Below are 21,252 nucleotides of genomic sequence, written 5' to 3'. Positions count from 1 at the left end.
TGGGATAGGGCTGCTTTCAGCCCTATCCCATCCAATAACGCGTAATCCTGCCCCTGGCGGTAAATCATTGCATATGGCACCCTTATTGAACAAATCTATTTCTACGCGTATTTCGCGGTCTATTTTATTCCGGGCCGGATGGGTACTGCTAATACTCCTGACCGGCTGGTGTTTGCCGGCACAGGCGGATTTAAACTTAATACCCAACAGTTCGAATGTGACCGTAGGGGAAGAAGTAACCGTAGTACTACAAGTTGACGCCGGAGCGCAGGAAATAGACGGCGTCGAGGCCTATTTGAATTTCGACCCGGATTATATAACCATTAATTCCGTTGAATACAACGCGTCCGCGGAATTGCCCACCGTCATAATCAGCCCGACGGTCGACGCCGCAGGCGAAATTAACGTAGCTTCCGGATTACTCGGCGGTGGATCGGTGAGCGGGACCTTTAATTATGTCACTATTAACCTGACGGCGACCGCGGTAGGCAGCACCTCCATCGATTTTTCCTTCGACCCGGGCCCTCCTAACCGAAAGACGGAGATATCCTTTGATGGTTTACCCGTATTAGGAACGACTTCGGGCAGCGTACTGACGATCACCGACTCCGCTACCCAGCCGGTCGTCACCATTGGCGGACCAGGTGCCAAAACGGTCTCCGAAGGGGGCAGCCTGCAGATCCCCCTCTCGGTCACCGATCAGGATGGTGACGCCCTGACCGTCACGATCACTTCGGTATCCGAGGAGCCGCAGTTACTGCAAACGGACAATGGCGGCACGCAGAAAGACCCCTTTCCAACCACCGCGGAAGGATTTCTTACGGTAAGCGATATAACCAATACGTCAGGCGCGTATAGTGCCAATTTGAATTTCGACCCGGTCTTCGGTGACGGCGGCGGGGCAAACGGTGACGGCGATGGTGTTTATACCATAACCGTCACCGTATCGGACGGCGACAATACCATCACCGAACCCTTCACGCTTACGGTAACGGACGAACCGCAACCCCTTTCCCCCTTCGCCGTCACCCGGATCGAGGCTGAGTCCTTTGACAATCAGGGACCGCCCAATCCGGGAAGCGGGAACTTAGGAATCGGAGTAGAGGTGAATGAAGGGGCCGCTACCAACATCGGATTTACGCATGTCGGTGACTTTGCCGAGTACTTCATCGATGTACCTCAGGCCGGGACCTACGATTTTACCTTTTTAGCAGCCAAGAGCAACAGCGGCACCGCAACCATGGACCTTAAGGTCGGCGGTAGCGAAACGGTTTTGGGGTCCATCGACGTCACTTCAACTGGTGACTGGCAAGCCTACGTTCCCGTTACTACCTCCGCGGAATTACCGGCGGGACCGCAGACCCTGCGGTTTGAATGGTCCGCGGGCAGTAGCTTCCTTTTTAATATTGACTATTTCGACGTTGAATTTGCCGAAGATGCCGCCCCGGTAGTCGCCATTGTACAGCCTGATGACGGAGATTCCTTTGTCGAAGGCAGTACGGTCACCATAATTGTAGAAGCGAGTGACGACGTTGGCGTGACCGGAGTGGAGCTGTTTGACGGCTCCACCAGCCTGGGTACCGCTGCTACTGCTCCCTATACATTCACCATTGCAAACTTCAGCGGAACGTATGCGCTGACGGCCGTCGCCTCCGATGGCTCGGCTACGACTACATCCACCCTCGTTACGATCAACTCAGTAGTTGACAATACGACCCCGGTAGTTGCCATTGTCAACCCGACGAGTGGCGCTACGGTAACGCGGGGGACGAATATTTCCCTAAGCGGGACGGTTACGGATACCGAAGAAAGCGGACTGGCGGGTGAGTTAGAGTGGACTTCCAGCGACATTCAGTTTTCTACGAACCCGGTGAATGGCATCGGCGCCAGCATTACCGGTCGATTAGTTACGCCGGGAAGCCAGGCCATCACCGCTTCGGTTACCGATAATGGAGGTCTGACGGGGTCCGACGCGGTGATCGTTACGGTGTCCAGTCCGGATGTAACACTTACCTCCCCAGGGAGTGGCGCTACGGTGGGGAGTACGAACCTGCGGGTGGAATGGACGGCCACTAACATGTTGTACGACCTGGCGGAACACTTCCACCTCTACGTCAATCCTCCCGACCTCAACAACATAGACTACGACAGTCGGATATCTACGGGATCCGCCCCCGGTCAAACGTTCTGGGACCTTGGCTCGGCGGATGGCATTACGGACGGCGTGAACACCATTGTGATCCGGACGGCGAATCAGTTCCACGAGGAATTTTTAACCGATCCGAATGATCCTACCAGCCACGTGCAGGATATGGTCACCTTCACGGTCGATGCTTCCGACGCAACGTCGCCGGTCATCACCCTGCTCGGCGATAACCCGCTCGAACTTACGGTAGGTGAAGGGTACACGGAGTTGGGGGCGACGGCGTTCGACGACGTGGATGGTGACCTTACGGCCAGCATCGAGATCGACGATTCAGCGGTAGACGTTACTACCGTGGGGTCCTATGCCGTGCAATACAGCGTAAGCGACGCAGCGGGTAATAGGGCCACTACCGTTCGGGTCGTTAATGTATCGCCCGGCCTGGAGCTACCCGAACCCTGCGAGAATACCCTGTACCGGGTGAACGTCGGTGGTATGGAAGTAGCTTCCGCCGATGCAACTCCCCTGGCCTGGAGCAGTGATGAGGGGCAATTCCCCGATGGGGCCATCTCGCCTTATTTGGTGGCGAATTCTACCGGCGGCAGCACCTACAACGGAGATGGCGGAGGAGCCCACCCCGGCGAAATTGTTATGACGGATCCCACGGTTCCCGCCTCGGCCCCCGCCTCGGTTTTCAACACGGAGCGGTACGATTTGGATAGTGACCCCGAAATGAAGTGGGAATTTCCGGTAGCCGCTGGCACCGAGGTACAGGTTACGCTACTCTTCGCCGAGCTGTTCGGCCAGGTCGATGAAGCCGGGCTACGGGTATTCGACGTAGCCATCGAAGGGACCGTACTACCGGCGTTTGACGACATCGACCCCTACGCCATTGCGGGTCCGAAGGGTGCTTTCTCCCGTTCCGCGACCCTAACGGTTACGGATGGTACACTCGATATTGAGTTTATCCACGGCGTGGAGAATCCGGCCCTGAAGGGCATTCAGATCTGTGGCATATCCGGTGGGGAGGACAATACCCCGCCCGTAGTTGCCCTGCAGGGCGATAACCCCCTCAACCTTACGGTGGGGCAAAGCTTCACGGATCCCGGAGCTACGGCATTCGACAATGTCGACGGCGATCTGACCGGAAGTATTGTCGTTAACGCTTCCGGTGTAAATACAAATGCTGTCGGTAGCTACGCCGTAAACTACAGCGTCAGTGACGCGGCGGGAAACACCGGTAACGCCGTACGAATCGTCAACGTTTCGCCCGGCGTGGAGCTTCCCGATCCATGTGAAAATACGCTGTACCGCATCAACGTCGGCGGGGATGTATTGGCTTCCTCGGACGCGACCCCCCTGGCCTGGAGTGCGGACTTGGGAGCTTTCGGAACTGCCGGGAACTCTCCCTATTTGGCAGCGATGTCGGGCGACGGAGGAATCTTTAGCGGTACCTCCGGTTCTGCCCACAGTGGCAACATCATCATGACAGACCCCACCGTACCCGCTTCGGCCCCCGCCGACGTGTTTAATACGGAACGGTACGATGGCGGGAACGATCCCGAGATGAAATGGGAATTTCCGGTAGCCGCCGGGACCGAGGTGCAGGTTACGCTGCTCTTCGCCGAGCTCTTCAACGGAATCACCGGACCCGATCAGCGGGTGTTTGATGTAGCCATCGAAGGGACCGTATTGCCGGCATTCGAAAATATCGATCCCTACGCCATTGCGGGTCCGAAAGGCGCCTTCACCCGTTCAGCCACCCTCACGGTTACGGACGGGACCCTGGATATTGAGTTTATCCACGGCGTGGAAAATCCAGCGCTGAAGGGAATCCAGATCTGTGGTATCTCGGCTGCCGATGATATTACCCCTCCGGTGATCGCGCTACAGGGAGCCAATCCCCTCAACCTCACGGTTGGCGACAGCTACGTCGATCCCGGAGCCACGGCATCGGACAACGTCGATGGTGATCTTAGTGGTTCGATTGTTGTCGGCGGTGACTTCGTCAACACGCTTGTGGCCGGCACCTACGCCGTAACCTACAACGTGACGGATGCCGCCGGCAATGCGGCCACGGAAGTCATCCGCACGGTAGTCGTGAATCCCGCTGATTTTGCCTGTGCCTACGTGGCCATCGATCCGGGCAGCAACGATCTGCTCACGGCAAGTACGTTCAGCGACGGACTGATCATCACGAACAATTCGCAGGGACAGCAGATCACCTCGGTCAGCTTTGACCTCAGTACGGCGATCTACCCGAATATGGTCTTCGATCCGGTCGGTACGGCGGGGGATGCCACCGCAAAATGTCTGACCATCACCAGCCAGACCGGCGGTGACGGTAGCGTGGGCCTGACCGTCCCCGGCAACGGCGGAGCGGGGGGCGACCCGGACTGCACGGCCCCCTTCGTGGGCGAAGTCGAAGTAGGCAACGGAGGATATTCCGTACTGAACCTTAACTTCAATGACTTCGAACCGGGGGAAAGCGTCAATCTCGCGATCGACATCGACCCTACCAGCATCGAAGGCTTTAACGGTGCGGGCAACGCGGGCGCGATTTCCGGTCTGGAACTGGCGGGATCTACGGTCACCGTAGAATTTTCGGACGGACAGACGTTGACCAGCGTTTCCGGGGAACTGTTTCGTATTCAACCAAATAGTGGGGTAGGGTCGGCGAACTATTTCTACCCCGGTAGTGAGAATACGGCCCCCGACCTGACGCTACTCGGAGCTAGTGGGACCTCGAACGTAGCCGGCTTCGTGGACGCGAACGTGGAAGAAGAAGCCCAGACCGTACGGATCACCGGTACGCCCGATGCTGCGGTCTCCCTGCTGGTGCTGGAGAGCACGATCGAGGACCTAGGCCCCGGTACCTTCCCGGGGTCGTTCGAGGCCAATAAAGCCCAGACGGTAGCGCAGTTCGACGCCGTGGTAGGTTCCAACGGTACGGTTGACATCCCCGTCACCCTTTCGGACAACGCCAGCGGAAACATCTACCACTTGGTCGCCGTGCAGGCCCGCAACGGTGGCGGCTCCTGCGAGAATGGTTTTTCCAATACGTCCGAAGTATGGCGGGTGAAGGTCAACAACGTCTCCGGTCAGCCGAACGTACTGATCGAGGTCACCCCGGGAGCCGTACTCGGTGCTTCCACCTACGGGGGCAGCGATAAGTTCCAGATCACCAACCAGAGTACCGGCAACCTGCAGATTACCGGAGTCTCCTTTGACCTCTCTACCGGCATTTTACCGGATATGGTGTTCGATCCCACCGGAACGGGGGGGGACGCTACCGCCCAGTGCTTTACGCCCGGAGGCACCGCCGCCGCCGTTGGACTGATAAATCCATCCGACGCCTGTACCACTCCCTTCGGTAGTCCGCGCAACGGTGGCTTCGATGTGCTGACCACGGCGTACACCGATTTCGACCCGGGTGAAAGCTTCACCTTTTCGGTCGACCTGGACCCCAACAGTATCCAGGGCGTACCCGGTGCCGGGGATGCCGGAGCCGTGTCTGGCTATGAGATCACGGGCGCGACCGTAACGGTGACCTTCAGCGATGGTTCCACCGTCGTGAGCAGCCTGTACGAAGACGGCAGCCTGGGCGGTGGTCAAGCCGTCGTAACGGACAATGCTCCGGCGGCACCGGTGATTAGCGTAGTGGACGTTCCTTCTACTCCCGCCACCGTAGGTGAAGCCGAGCAGACCATCACGGTGTCCGGTACACCGGGCGACTACGTCTCCCTGCTGATTATGGATTCCCGCCTCTTCATTGCTTCCGGCGACCCGCCCTTCGACGTAGCGGATCCCACCTACTACGCCAACGAAGCGATGTCGGGTAAGGCGATGTACAGCGCCCAGATCGGTGCCGGCGGTACGGTGGATATCCCCGTAACGTTGCTGGCTACGCCTAGTGGCAACGCGACTCCCGACGGTGGGCTGAATCAGATCGTTGCGGTGGCTTCGTCGGTGCCCTACGCAGTGGATCAACCCGTAAGTACCACTTCCAACGTGATCACCCTTCTTTACGATCAAACAGTGCCGCCCTTCGGCCAACCTAGCGTATTGGTAGAGATCACCCCCGGCGCCGGACTTGATGCCACTACCTACGGCGGGAGCGACAAAATTCAGATCACGAACCAATCCACCGGCAACTTGTCGGTAACGGGAGTTTCGATTGATCTGTCTACCGGCATCCTTCCGGACATGGTGTACGATCCCACCGGCTCGGGGGGAGATGCTACCGCTCAGTGTTTCACTGCCGGACCCACCGCGGGCACCGTTGGGCTCGTCGCTCCTGCTGATCCCTGCGTAAGTTCTTTCTCGGCGCCCCGCAACGGCGGCTTCGACGTACTGACCACCAACTTTACCGACTTCGACCCGGGAGAGAGCTTCTCCATGACGACGGATATCGATCCGAATAGTATTCAGGGGGTCGAGGGTGCAGGTAATGCCGGAGCCGTATCGGGCTACGAACTTATCGGCGCAACGGTCACCGTGACCTTCAGTAACGGATCGACCCTGGTAAGCAGTCTTTACGAAGATGGCAGCCTCGGAGGAGCTCAGGCGGTAGTCACGGCGACCGCTCCGGCAGCTCCAACCATTTCGGTGGTCGGTCAGCCTACCACCCCGGCTACGGTAAGTAGTGCAAGCCAAGTTGTTACGGTTGCGGGTACGCCCGGGGACTACGTTTCCTTGCTCGTTATGGATTCTCGCCTCTTCATCGCCTCGGGTGATCCGCCCTTCGATGTAGCAGACGAAACCTACTATGCCAACGAAGCGATGTCCGGCAAAGGGCAGTACTCCGGTGTAATCGGCTCCGGTGGTACGGTAGACATCCCGGTCACCCTCCTGGCCACTCCGAGTGGAAACTCGACTCCGAACGGCGGACTCAACCAGCTGATCGCGGTCACCTCTTCCGATCCCTACGCGGTGAATGAAGCGGTGAGCACTACGTCGAATGTCATCACGCTACGCTACGATCCAGATGCCGGCCCTGCCGACCTGACGATTTCGGTAACCCGCCAGGGTATGTCGGACTACAGTGGCGACTATACGGTCAAACTGTACCCGGTAGGCGGCTCCACCCCGGTTTACGATCTGATCGGAACGGCTAATGCTGCCGGGGAGATGATAATCGATGATATTGCGCCGGGCACGTATGAACTGGCTATTAAATACCCGAACGCCCTGCAGGTAGTCGATATCGTCACGATCACCAGTGGCGGCTATATCCACGACGCCGGCGAGCTACTTACCGGGGATATCAATAACAACAACCACGTCAATATCCTGGACTTTTCCGCTCTGGTCAATTCTTTCGGCCTGGAACCCGGCGATGCGGGCTATAACCCCAATGCGAATCTGGACGGAACGGGGGAGGTTCAAATACTGGATTTCTCGCTGCTCGTATCCAATTTCGATGTATTCGGAGAAATTCCGAGTGGGCTCATTCCATAACGCCCATCACGAGCATTGCCCTTGATTTTACACGGTATTCGCCTTTTAAACGATACTAATTAATAATACTATGAAGCACATTTTATCGATTTCTCCACCCGTACCGCTCCCTAGGGGAGCCGTATCCCTTGCGGGAAGGCTGCTGTGCGTGGCTTTATTCATCTTACTGGGCGTCCAAAGAGGCGCCAGTCAGGACCTGATCATAACGCCGGCGAATACCATGGTTACGGAAACGTTGCCCGCTGGTTTCACGCTTGAGATAGAGGTAGACAATAGCCCCATAGCGATCGACGGTGCTACGCTGTACCTCTCTTTCGATCCAGGGCTGATACAGGTATCAGCGATTAAGCCGCTATCCGGATTTTTCAACATCATTTCCCCTGAAGTGGATAACGAGTCAGGGAGCATCGTTCTGAACATCGGACTGTTCGATGGATTTCCGGATGGCGGTTTCCCCCTTGCCTCCGTGGCCTTTGAGGCCGTCGCGGAAGGAACGGCCAACGTAAATTTCCTGGTAGACGGTGAAGGCGGCCCGACGATTCTGGCCAGTGCAGGGCAAAGCGTGCTGAAAAACTATTCGGGTGCCGTTGTCAAGATTGGCCCGCCGGTCATCGATTGTACCGTAGACGCGAATGCCGGTGATCAGCCCAAGCAACTGGATTGTGAAAGCGGAACGGTAACGCTTGACGGCGAAACGTCGACGGGCACCTACGCGTGGACCGGTCCGAACAACTTCACTTCTTCCAGTCCGAATCCCACGGTAAGTGCGGCCGGGGTATACACCCTTTCCTCTACTACGCCGGGCTGTAGCGAAACCAGCACCGTTACGGTACTGGAAGCCGCGCCCAAACAGACCTACTATGCGGACAATGACGGGGATAGCTTCGGAGACCCCGGTGCGCCGATGGACTTTTGCAGCCCGCAACCCAACTACGTTTTAAACGCGGATGATTGCAATGATAACGACGACACCGTCTATCCCGGCGCTCCGGAACGCTGCGACGACGTAGACAATGATTGCGACGGAAGCGTGGACGAAGGCTTGCCGAATTTCACCTACTATGCGGATACCGACGGCGACGGACTCGGGGACCCGAATAACACCACCGATGACTGCTCGGCACCAGAAGGTTATATCAACAACGATGATGACTGCGACGACACGGACGCGGCCATCGGTGAAGCGACCACCTTCTACGCCGACAACGACGATGATGGTTATGGCAATGGGTCCGAGATGGTCACCGCCTGTACCCCTCCAAATGGCTATGTAGTGCTGGATGGCGATTGCGACGACAATGACAATACGGTCTACCCCGACGCTCCCGAGCTCTGTGATGGAAAAGACAACGATTGTGACGGTAGTACCGATGAAGAAATTTCGGTGGCTACCTTCTACGCCGACGCAGATGGTGACGGTTTTGGTGACCCAACCAAGCCAATAGCTTCCTGTTCCCAGCCCTTCGGCTACGTCAACAACGCCTCGGACTGCGATGACAGTAACGCGGCCATTGGTAAAGCGACCAAATTCTACGCCGATACGGACGGTGATGGTTTCGGCGAGACTTCCCAGATGATTACCGCCTGTACGGCCCCCGATGGCTACGTTGCGCTGGATGGCGACTGCGATGACACCGATGGTACGGTCTATCCCGACGCTCCCGAACTCTGTGATGGGCTCGACAACGACTGTAACGGTAGTGTAGACGAAGGCTTACCAACCTTTACCTTCTACGCTGACACGGACGGCGATGGCCTGGGTGATCCCCTTAACTCGGTCGAGGACTGTTCGATGCCTGTCGGTTACGTCAACGACAACTCGGACTGCGACGACACGAACGCATCGATCGGCGAAGCGACGCTGTTTTACGCCGACACGGATGACGATGGCTACGGTGACCCTTCCAATTTTGCTGTCGCCTGCTCGGCCCCGATTGGCTACGTAGCGCTGGCGGGCGACTGCGACGACAACAACAATACCGTCTATCCCGGCGCTACCGAACTCTGCGACGGGCTCGATAACGACTGCAACGGTAGTGTAGACGATGGCGTAACCTCAATCACCTTCTACGCTGACGTGGACGGCGATGGTTTGGGTGACCCGGATAACTTCACGGATGACTGTTCGAAACCTGAAGGGTACGTTTCTAATAGCGACGACTGCGACGATACGAACGCATCCATCGGTGAGGCATCCACCTACTATTTCGACGATGACGGTGATGGCTACGGTACCACCGAATTCACCCTTACGGTCTGCGTCCAACCCGCTGGCTACGCGGATAAGTCCGGCGACTGCGATGACGATAACGCTTCGATCTATCCCGGCGCGCCCGAAATATGCGACGGACTGGATAACAACTGTGACGGCAACGTAGACGAGGGTTTGAATACCGTTACCTACTACAAGGACTCGGACGAAGATGGATTGGGTGACCCCAATCAGCGGGTCGAGTCATGCATCCAGCTGATCGGGTACGTCACGAACGCGAAGGACTGCGACGATACGGACGCCACCATTGGTGAAGCCACCTTATTCTACGTCGATACGGACAACGACGGTTACGGTTTGACCGCCAGCGCGGTGCTTGCCTGTACGGCTCCGAGTGGCTACGTATCCCAGTCCGGCGACTGCGACGACGATAACGATACGATCTATCCTGGCGCGCCCGAACTGTGTGACGGCCTGGACAATGACTGTGACGGTAAAGTGGACGAGGGGGTAACCTCAACCACCTTCTACGCCGACGTGGACGGAGACGGCCTGGGCGATCCGCATAACACCCTGGTGGATTGTTCCCTGCCCGGAGGCTACGTAACCAACAACAATGACTGTGATGATACCAATGCATCCATCGGTGCGGGTATCACTTTCTACGCCGATGTGGACGGAGACGGTTACGGTAATGCAGCCTTTACAACCACTGCCTGTACGGCTCCCGAAGGCTACGTAGCTTACTCGGGTGACTGCGACGATACCGATGGTACCGTTTACCCCGGTGCTCCCGAGCTCTGTGATGGACTCGACAATAACTGCGACGGTCGCGCTGACGAGGGCGTAAGCTGCTCCGGTAAGACCAGTTTCTGGCTGGAAGCTGAATGTGCAGCGGTTGGTGATGCCTGGACGATCGTGAACGGTGCGGAAGCGTCCAACGGCTCCTACGTGAAGGTCAAAAGCGGCCGGAATGCATCGACCACACCGCCTGCGGATGTGCCGGCTAACCGGGTGCGATTCACCATCCCTGATGCAGTGCCGGGCAGCTTTAATCTGTTTGCCCGCATCGGCGCGCCTTCGGGTACGGAAGATTCCTTCTGGGTTCGGGTAAACGGCGGAAGCTGGTACCGTTGGTCCAGAGGCCTGATCCGCACCAGCGGCACGGACCTTGCCTGGAACGCCTATCCGGGCGAGCAACCCGTACTAACAGCGGGTAGTAACACCATCGACTTTGCCTACCGTGAAAACGGAGCTATACTCGATAAGATCTACCTGTCCCAGGAAGGCACGCTGCCCAGTGGCATGGGTAGTCCGGCTACCAACTGTACCGACGCACCTGCATTCGAATCCACCTTCTGGTTGGAGGCGGAGTGCGGCGACGTGGGAAGTGCCTGGACGGTTGTATACGATGCTGCAGCAGCCAACGGTCAGTACGCGGTTGTCAAGGGACTTAACGCTTCGGCAGAGGCGCCCGCGGATGTATCCGCTAATCGTATACGGTTCCGTATTCCCAACGCCGAAGCCGGCGACTACGACCTCTTTGCCCGGGTAAAAGCGCCGTCTACCGGCGATGACTCGTACTGGGTTCGCGTCAACGGCGGCAGCTGGTATAAGTGGAACGGTGACATTAAGACCAAAGTCGGATTCGCCTGGAATGCCTACACCGGTCCCCAGGTCGTCCTGGCCGAGGGAGCGAACACCGTCGACTTCGCCTACCGCGAAGACGGTACGCAGTTGGATAAGCTTTACCTCAGCAAGTCGGGTATGGCACCGAGCGGAACCGGCGAGGCAGCTTCGAATTGCGGCGATGCGCCGACGAATCAGTCCCCGATCGCCATAGCCTCGGCTACTCCGGCTTCGGGTACGTCCCCGCTGACCGTACAGCTAAGCAGTACCGGTTCCTATGATCCGGATGGCTCCATCGTCAGCTACGTCTGGACCTGGGACGGTGGTACCGCTACCGGCCCGAGTCCGGTGGAGGTTTTCACGACCGGTGAGTACGCTGTTTCCCTAACCGTTGTCGACAACGAGGGCGGAACCGCGACCGACATTGTCAACGTCAGCGTGAGTTCACCCACTACGACAACATCTACATTCTGGCTCGAAGCCGAATGCGCGACCGTCGGCAGCCAGTGGACGATCCTGAACGATCCCAACGCATCGGGTGGCCAGTACGCCGTCGTTAAGCAGGTGAATTCGTCCAGCGTTCCGCCGGCCGACGTAGCCGCTAACCGCATCCGCTTCCATCTCGCCAACGCCGAAGCCGGCGCGTACAATCTGTTTGCCCGCGTAAAGGCGCCGTCAACCGGCGATGATTCCTTCTGGGTACGCGTCAACGACGGTAGCTGGTACCGCTGGAATGGCGACATCAAGACGAAAGCCGGATTTGCCTGGAATGCGTATCCCGGTCCAGTGGTAAGCCTTGTGAAAGGCTCGAACACCATTGACTTTGCGTACCGTGAGGATGGCACCCAACTCGATAAGCTGTACCTGAGTAAATCAGCCGTCGAACCTACCGGAACCGGGCTTCCCGCTTCCAACTGTGGTGGAACGACACCTCCCGCAACCTCGGTTACCCTGGAAGCGGAATGCGCGAATGTCGGCAGCGACTGGACGCAGTTGACGGCAACGGATGCCTCCGGTGGAAAGTCAGTCGTCTGGACGGGTAAGGCCTCCATGTCTACTCCTCCCGCTGATCTGCCCGCCAACCGCATTCGGTTCACGGCCTTCAACATGGAGGCTGGTGACTACACGCTCTTCGCCCGCATTTTCGCTCCGAACCGCGACAGTGACTCGTACTGGATCCGCGTCAATGAAGGAGCATGGCTGAAGTGGAGCACGCGCATCAAGGAAGGATCGGCCTACTACTGGAATGCGTATCCCAGTGGTGTACTGACCCTCTCCGCGGGCACGAACACCATCGACTTTGCCTACCGGGAAGCCAACGCTGCACTCGACAAGATTCACCTGGACCTCGATCCCACCACCCCCAGCGGATTGGGTGATCCCGCCAGTAATTGCGTTGAAGCGTATGTACAACAGGTTCCCGAGACGCAGTTCGCGAAGGAGAAGGTTGAAGCCGCAACTTCCGAACTGAATCTGTACCCCAACCCCGTAGCCGACCAGCTCAGCTTTAATCTGGCCAGCGACTACCGGGGCTCGGTGGACGTACTGCTGACCGATGCGACGGGACGGACTATCCGTACGCTACAGATCGATAAGCTCAGCGATGAATTGCGGCAAGAGCTGCAGGTCGGTGCCTTACCCCCGGGTGTCTACCGCCTGCGGGTGATTGAAGGCGATAGCCATTCGATTAAGCCGTTCATCAAGCTTTAAGACGTTAGGTAGACACTTTGCCTCACACACCGGGGTCACGTCGAAAGACGTGGCCCCATTTTTTGTGCGAGCTGGTGGCTTACGCATACATCAATGCAGTGATAAGGCTGTGCTGTCAACCGGCTGGAAGTCCCCAATTTGATGCTGTACGTGACCTGACTCCATACGATCAAGCATCGCTTCGTAGTACGGGCTTGATCATTAAGCGTCGGCTTTCTTTCGTTTCTCGCGTCCTGGTAGACCGTGAAGGGGCATCGCCGGTCAACCGTTGGTCGTGTCAGGCCATCCACTAGGTGCCGGATACTGGCCATTTTCGCTTTTCGTTTCGGGGCCGTGGGACCAGCCGCCATTGCACCTAACTGTGCTGATAAGCGATCAAGATTTTGTCGGGAGATTCGGGATGGTAGAAGAAGTAAAACTCCCCGTCGGGCTTTATCGGTAATTCCGCAAATTGATAAAACAGCGCTTCACTGATTTGCCCGATAAACCGCCAAGCCTGCGCATCTTCGTACCGTATTTCCGTGTAGGGTTTTGTCAGTCCCTCCAGGTCAAAACCAATGCACTGCTGCACCTCGCGAGGATAACCGCCGATCGTTAAGGTGAAAGAGTGACTGTTATGTCTGGGTGAATGACGCGCGATCAAGTCATCGTAGTGATCGCGCACTCCTTCGTACACTTCGGTATCGACTAGATCTGCTTTGACCTCAATCAGGCTATGGACTGCCGAAGGGGTAGCCATCAACTCTCCCACCTCGTGGGTGAGGGTATGGTAGTGGCCGACGAACCTATCGGTCGGATCGGTTTGGTGAATACGGACACTGTCTCGCAGGGGCCACTCATGGTTATTCTCCGGAATGAAGAACTGGAGGTAGCGATACCCCGTATGGAATGCGGAAAGGTCTAACATCCCATCGATACCCTTATCGTGCCGGAAATGAATGTTTATTGATCGGGATCCCGGCCGGGAGCTGTCGTTTTTGGTACACATAAGCTGGTAGCCCGGGCGCAGCAGCCCTTTGAAGTAGTCTTTTTCGGGCAGCGTACTGTACTCCACGAGTAGCTCCCACAGTCGGCGTTGAAAATCTGGCCACCGAACCTGTGCACCGCAAGCATCTGTACTAATAAGGTAGGTTCCCGGGATCAGTAGTGCCGTGATCGATGAGGTATAGCCGTGGGAAAAGATCAATTTGCTGTCCAGCGTCAGATCAAATGTCCCATCTTCTCGGGGAACAACTTTTTCTAAATATACCCGGTCCGTGTACCCCTCAACACATGCAAGCGCTTCAGCCCCGTAAACATCTCCTCGTAGGACACGCGCACGTACGGTTGACAAACCATATTGGGCAATAGGTTCCGCTCCGGAATCGAATCTAAAGTACGTATGATCGGGTAGGGACTTCGCTTGATCAAGTTCAAACGGGAAGGTCTCGTGGGCCACCAGGTCCAGAAGTTCCACTACTAGGATATTTTCCATGGCTCAGTTAATTGGCAGGCTTTTAAATTGAGATCAGGAATTCATTTAATGGTGCGGATCCAGACACGCCATTTATAGGGGCCGGACCAAAGTACGCGTGACCGGAGGAGAGGTACAGAATGTGCAAGCTCAGATATCTTCATAATACATACCCGACTTGCTCTGCCAACCCGTTCAGCGCGCCGCTCGGCCATTATCACCGGGTATCGTTCGAGGCTTCCCGGGGCGATCCACCAATTCCAGAACCCGCGAAGCCCACTGCAGATCGCCGGGCTCAATGATGAAGGTTTCGAAACCGTACCGCAGGCCTTCCTGCCGGACCCCCGCAGAATCGTCGACATGAAGGTCGATGCCGAACAGGGCGGGGTTTTTAGATGCCGTACACTGATGCGCCCGCAACACCTGAGTGTTGAGGTCACCATTGATGACTCGTTTCGGCCATAGCCCATAGGCCAGGAAACTTCTGCGGAGGTACCAGCGGCTTCGAAAGGAGGTTGTGTACAGCCAAACCTCATGTCCACGGTCCTCTAGCGCCCGGAAAAGCGACACGGTACCCCGGCGGATCGCTTCCCCGCCCAGCAGCCGGGTCCACGGCGATCTCCCCTCCACCGGAAATTCATCACCGTAAGGGATTAGCGTATTGTCGATATCAAAGCTAACGATCATGTCCTCCGGGTGCGAAAGATGGTCGGCGAAGAGTATTGCGTGAATGAGGTACGGGTGGAACGCCCCCTTCACCGGCAAAGTGCTCTACCTGCGCTCCGCCGCCAAAATGTCTTTCAAAGCATAAGAACGGCGGGAAGCTGGCGTATGGGGACTGACGGTTAGTCAATCACCAAAACGAAACCGTCCCGCGGGCCCACGGCCACCGTCCACTTTCCGCCGGTCGGGATAGTCACCTTTTCCTGCCGGAAGGTAGGCCGGTCTTCCGTAGATGCTTCTTCGCCGGCCGCGATGAGTGTAGCTGTCCGACCGCCGAGGAAGTCCAGGTCCAGGTTCAGTTCTTGACCATTCTCCGCTCCGTTCAGGCCGGCCACGTACCAGCGGTCACCGTGGCGACGGGCGACTACGTAGTGGCTGTTGGGGTCTCCGTCGATGTAGCGCACGTCCTCCCAGTAATCCGGCAGTTCGCGCAGGAAATTCCGCACGTAATCCGGCACCTTGGCCATGCCTTCCGGCTGCTCCGCGTAGTGCTGAACGCCGGACAGCATCGCTACGGACGTAGCCAATTCGAAGGCCGCCGTGGTGGTCCGCTCCACGCGACCGGGGATGCCGCCGAAGTTGACCGGAGTGAAGTCCATCGGGTCATAGACGTTGCGGATCATGGCCGACAGGACCATGTGCATGGGCGCCCGGTCGGCCGCGTTCTGTCCGAAGGTGATCATCTCATAGCCGAAGACCGCCTCGGCCGTCATGTAGTTCGGGTAAGTCCGTTGGAGTCCGCGGGGGAGGGTGGCACCGTGGAAATTGCAGAGCAGGCCGTTTGCCGCCGCGTCCTCGAGGATGCCGTGGTAGTAGGCGATCATGGACTGCCCGTCGCCGCCGAAGAAGTCGATCTTCACGCCCCGGATACCCATATCCCGCAGCTTGCCGAATTCCTCCATCCGGCTCTCGTGGGTGAGCAGTTTATCCTTCGGGGTGAAGGGCACCGTGTTCCAGCTACCGGCACTGTTGTACCACAGCAGCAGTTCCACGTCCTTCGTTTTGGCGTAGTTCGCCAGCAGGCGTACCGAGTCGTAGCCGATCGTCTGGTCCCAGCTCGCGTCGATGAGGCAGTACTGCCAGGCCATGTCCGCGGCAAAGTCGATGTAGTCACGCTGCACGTCATACACCGTTCCCGCATCCTTTTTTAAGATCCAGCTCCAGCTGGCCTTGCCCGGATGGATCCAGGCCGTATCCGCCAGCACCGTCGGCGCGGCCAGGTCGGTTCCCAGCGTCCCTTCCTGGATGGTGCGCAGGTCGCCGATGGCCATGATCCGCCAGGGGGTTTCCCAGGGCAGGCTACTCTGTGGGTTGAGCGTAGGCACCCCGTCGGTAAAGACTTCCGCTTCCTGGGGGAAGTTGATCTTGTACTCGCCGTCGGGACTGTACTGCTGCAGCGCCGTACCGCAGTAGGTCGTATCCAGGTCGGCCTCGGTCAGCAGCATCCAGGTGTCGCCGTAGCGGAAGAGCGCCGGGTACACCCAGCCGTTATCGCCGGGGGCGGCCGTGCCCACCGGAATGTCCGACATATAGTGCGCCTCGTAGGAGGGATTCGTATGCTCGAAGCCGCTCTGGGCTTCCGTTTTCGGCTGCAGCCAGGCGCGCGTTCCCTCCCGGAAGGGGAAGGTGGTCGCCTCGCTCACGATCTTTTTCACCTCCGCCGTCGTGTCCGGGAACACGTAACGGAAAGCCACCCCGCCGTTGGATACGCGGAATACGATATGCATCCGCTGTCCGTCGGCATTCTCAGTTTCCCACGTCCGCTCGGTGGCTTCGAAGGTGATGTCGTACTTCTTCGCGTTCTTGGTCGTGTACGCTTCGCGCACGGTCGTCGGCTCGCTTGTTGCGACGGAGCGCAGGTTAGAAGCAAAGTCGCCATCCTCGCGCATCACGCCCAGTTTACCTTCGTTCAGCACCGTTACGCCGTCCACTTCGACGGTGTAGGTTGCGGCTTCCACATCGCAAATTATCCGAATCCGGCCGTCGGGGCTACTTACTTCGCCCATTCCCTGCTCCTGCGTAGGGATGTCCGTACGAAAGGGACGCGCCGGCAGGCCGGCCGCGTTGAAGAAATTGATATCCTCTGGCGCGTCGGCCCAGGCGTAGCGGACGGCAGTGGGGGTGCTTACCTCCGGACTACTCACCACCACCGTTTCTCCCTGGATGCGGGCTTCGGCCCAGACGAATCTTCCGTCCGCTCCGGCCACCGCGAAGTGACGCAGGGGTTCCCCGTCGCTCGACGCTAATCCGCCGCCGACGTGGTCGAAGTGCAGGATAGCCTTCCCGTCACGCACCTCCATCTCGCGGAAGGTAGGTCCCTCGGCGATCACATCGGCATCCCCGTACACGTCCCGCTCGGCCAGCAGGGCCAGCCGCTTGCCGACGTCCATTTTATTAAGCGGATGGATGTCGTTCCATTCCCCGATGTCGATGGTCGTAGCCAGGCCCGTGTTGTCCATCGCGAGGATTTTCTCCTGTGCTTCGCGCATCCTGGCCCACCCGCTTTCGCCGGGTTTCTCCTGGATTGATCCGAAGTTCGGTAGCTGCACGGCCAGGAAGGGGAGGTCGGGGGCGTCGAGCTCCTCGCGCCAGTTCTGGATCAGGTTCGGGAAGAGAGTCGCATACTGCCGGTCGCGACCGACGTTCGATTCGCCCTGGTACCACAGCACCCCCTTCAGTGCATAGGGGAGCAGCGGGGCGATCATGGCGTGGTACAGCCCGGTCGGCTTCCACTGGATGAAGGTGGGCCCCTGCAAGGGATCCATCTCTCCGCCGCGACGGAATTTCCATTCGCCGGTCAGGTCCACGGTGGTCGTACCGTCGGTAAGGGCGTAGGTCTTTTCGGGGATGAAACCGCCGCTTCCGCCGGAGCTGACGACGCGCACGGCGATGGTATTCGCACCCGCCTTCAGTACCCCGGCCGGGACGGTATAGTTGCGCGGCACGTAGCGCGAACCGAATCCGCCGACGAAGGTGCCGTTGATCCACACCGAGTCCGCGTCGATGAGGTTACCGAAGGGGAGTTGCACTTCCTTGCCGGTCAGCCCGGCCGGCACCTCGAAGTTGCGGCGGTACCAGACGGAGCCGCTGGCCTCTCCCGCCTCGGTTTCGTTCCATAAACCGGGTAGGGTGGTGGTGGACCAGTCGGCGTCGTCGGCCGCCGGATCGCTCCAGGGGGTGGCGCCCGTGTAACCGGCGTCCTGCTGCTTCAGTTCGGCGTACCAGCCGCCGATGCGCTCGCGGTCGCTGCGGCGCACCTGGCTTACGTAGGCCGTGTCGCGGTAGCGGAGGGCATCGTCGTAGAGACCGGGATATTCCCGCAGTGCGTCCGGCGTCATCCAGGCCTCGGCGGGGGAGCCCCCCAGGCTGGCGTTGATGAGCCCCACCGGCACGTCGTGGCGTTCGTTGATCTCGCGGGCGAAGAAGTAGCCAACCGCGGTGAAGTTCACTACGCTCTCGGGGTCCGCGCTGGTCCATTCTCCGCCGCCGAAATCCTCGCGGGGACCAGCGAAGTCATACTCCTTCGGCACGTTGAACTGCCGGATGCGGTCATTGGTACTGGCAGCGATCTCGTCCTCGTAACGGGAGGCGACCATGCCCATGCTGTATTCCATATTCGACTGCCCCGAGCACAGCCATACGTCGCCGAAGAGGATGTCGGATAGCTCGATGGTGTTGCTCCCCGCCACGGTCATCGTGTACGGACCGCCGGCGGGGTGGGCGGGCAGGGTCGTACGCCACCGCCCGTCGGCTGCCGGGTCGGCCACGTAGCTTTTACCGTCGAAGGTGACGGTAACGGATTCCCCGGCGTCGGCCCAGCCCCACACCTCTACTTCGGTATCGCGCTGCAGGATCATACCGTCGCCGATGAGGCGGGGCAGGCGCACTTCCGCCCGCAGCAGGGGCGAGCAAAGCAATAGGAAAAGAATACTGCGGAGGAAGGGTGTGGTCAGACCGTGCATGAAGGAGAAGTTGGGAAAGGACTACTTAAAAAGTTTCTGGGCGAAGCCGTGGAGGTCGTGGCGCCATACGGGCCAGGCGTGGCCACCGGCGTACTCGCTGTATTCGTATTCGACGCCAAGGTCGTCGAATTTCTTCATCATGGCCTGGTTGTTCTTCCAGGCGATGTCTTCCTGGCCGCCCTGCGACAACCAGAACACGTCGAGGTCCTCGTTGATGGCGTCGGCGTGTTCCTCCATAAAGGTGTACTCCGGGCCGGAGAGTTCTGTATTGTCGGCCCACCAGCCGGAGCTGAAGACACCGAGGGCGCTGAACATACCGGTGTTCCGGAGACCGGCGTGCAAGGTCTGCAGGCCACCCATGGAGAGCCCCGCCAGCGCGCGGCTGTCAGCGTCGCCTTTAACGCGGTAGGTTTCCTCCACGAAGGGGATGACGGCATTCTTGAGTTCATTCGCGAAGGTCTCGAGGCTGCGACCCCCAAAGCCGCCTGGACCGCCCGGGCCGGTCACGTTGCCGTCCATCATCACGATCACCATCGGCTCGGCTTCGCCTGCGGCGATCAGGTTGTCCAGGATCAGGTCGGTCTTGCCCTGGGTGGCCCAGCCGGACTGATCTTCGCCCCCGCCGTGGAGCAGGTAGAGGGCGGGGTATTCCTCGTTGCTGTCATCGTAACCCGGGGGAGTGTAGACGTACATCTCGCGCCACTGATTGAGTACGCCCGACCAGTATTTTTTGATGCGGACCTCACCGTGGGGTACATCCTTCAGGGCATAGTATTCATCGTCCGGGAAGGGAATCTCGATGCCGCTGGCCATCCGGCCCATGCCGTAGAAGGTTTCGCTGGCGGGGTCGGCCACCGCCTTCCCGTCGATGAGGAGGGAATAGTAGTGGAAGCCGCGGGTAATCGGCTCGGTGGTTACCGTCCAGAAACCCTCCGCGTCTTTTTCCATGGCGTACTTCTTGCCGAGATCCACCTGCACCGTTTCCGCTTCGGGGGCCTCGACGCGAAACATCACCCGGTTGTCGGGGAGGATCTGGGGGTAGTTCGCTCCGCGGACGTTCGTTTCGGCGGGGGTGCCGAGCAGGCTGTACTGATCCAGGGTAGACTTGTCCACCGGCTTCCACAGGAAGCGGGAGAACATGTACAGGCCGTTCTTCCACACCTTGAAGTCGTGGCCGCCCGGCTCGACGTAGTACACGTGGGGTACCTCGTTGCGGTAGAGGTAGTCGTGCAGCCGCTTGCTGAAGGTGATCAGGCCGTCGGCGTCGCCGCAGGAAATCCAGAGCAGGTTCAACTGCTCGTCGGTCTTGGCCGGTTCGGGGACCAGTTCTTCCGGCGTCTTGGTGTTCGGGGCCGAGGAAAAGCCGCCGACGTAGGAGAAGACGTCGAGATTCTGTAGGCCGAAGTTCAGCGACTGTCCGCCGCCCATCGACAGGCCGGCGATGGCGCGGTGTTCGCGGTCGGCGATGACCGGGTACTTCTTCTCCACGTACGGAATGAGGCTGCCCAGCAGGTCTTTTTCGAAGTCGGCGAAGGCCTGCACCTTGTCCGGCGCGAAGACGTTGCCCACCGCCCGGTCGTCTTCCATGGCGCGGCCGTTCGGCATGATGACGATCATCGGTTCTACTTCACCCTTAGCGTAGAGATTATCCAGGATCACTTCCGGGTGGCCGCCGTTGTACCATTCCATTTTATCGCCGCCGATGCCGTGCAGGAGGTACAAGACCGGGTAGTCCTTTTTCTTATCGTAGCCGGGCGGCGTATAGATCAGCGCCTGCCGCTTGGTGCCGACGGACTCCGACTTATAGGTGAAACTATCGATCACGCCGTGGGGAATGTCCGATTGAGGTACGTCGAAGCCCTCGGGTGCCTCCATGACCGTATCCTGGGCCATGGTCGCGACGGAGAGTAAAAAAAGGAGCGAGAAAAGGAAGGGGATACGCTGCATATAAGATCGATTT

General features: G+C 58.7%; 6 protein-coding genes. 2 read left to right on the top strand and 4 right to left on the bottom strand.

Going from position 1 to position 21,252, the window contains the following annotated elements:
• Positions 1–217: 217 nt before the first annotated feature.
• Both DRW39_RS13275 and DRW39_RS13270 read left to right on the top strand, forming a co-directional pair.
• Positions 218–7,603, top strand: a complete 7,386-nt coding sequence (locus tag DRW39_RS13275; RefSeq protein ID WP_198664879.1) for an immunoglobulin-like domain-containing protein — start codon at positions 218–220, stop codon at positions 7,601–7,603.
• A 70-nt stretch (positions 7,604–7,673) separates the two neighbouring features.
• Positions 7,674–13,154: a MopE-related protein gene (locus DRW39_RS13270; RefSeq protein WP_116107537.1), complete on the top strand. Its 5,481-nt coding sequence runs from the start codon at positions 7,674–7,676 to the stop codon at positions 13,152–13,154.
• Between the two features lie 355 nt (positions 13,155–13,509).
• Here the strand turns inward: DRW39_RS13270 and DRW39_RS13265 are convergent, their stop codons facing one another.
• The 4 genes from DRW39_RS13265 to DRW39_RS13250 all read right to left on the bottom strand — a co-directional run bounded on the left by DRW39_RS13265 (position 13,510) and on the right by DRW39_RS13250 (position 21,239).
• Complete coding sequence (locus DRW39_RS13265) at positions 13,510–14,628, bottom strand: hypothetical protein (RefSeq protein ID WP_116107536.1); 1,119 nt, start codon at positions 14,626–14,628, stop codon at positions 13,510–13,512.
• Between the two features lie 174 nt (positions 14,629–14,802).
• Complete coding sequence (locus tag DRW39_RS13260) at positions 14,803–15,294, bottom strand: HAD family hydrolase (RefSeq protein WP_116107535.1); 492 nt, start codon at positions 15,292–15,294, stop codon at positions 14,803–14,805.
• A gap of 158 nt (positions 15,295–15,452) precedes the next feature.
• Positions 15,453–19,292, bottom strand: a complete 3,840-nt coding sequence (locus tag DRW39_RS13255) for a glycoside hydrolase family 97 catalytic domain-containing protein (RefSeq protein ID WP_116107534.1) — start codon at positions 19,290–19,292, stop codon at positions 15,453–15,455.
• A 21-nt stretch (positions 19,293–19,313) separates the two neighbouring features.
• A complete protein-coding gene (locus tag DRW39_RS13250; RefSeq protein WP_116107533.1) occupies positions 19,314–21,239 on the bottom strand; it encodes an alpha/beta hydrolase-fold protein in 1,926 nt (641 codons plus the stop codon).
• Positions 21,240–21,252 lie beyond the last annotated feature (13 nt).

Source organism: Lewinella sp. IMCC34191 (genome assembly GCF_003390935.1).
Classification (GTDB): domain Bacteria; phylum Bacteroidota; class Bacteroidia; order Chitinophagales; family Saprospiraceae; genus Neolewinella.
The sequence above is the reverse complement of the archived record's forward strand: the minus strand, read 5'-3'. Positions and strand labels throughout refer to the sequence as shown.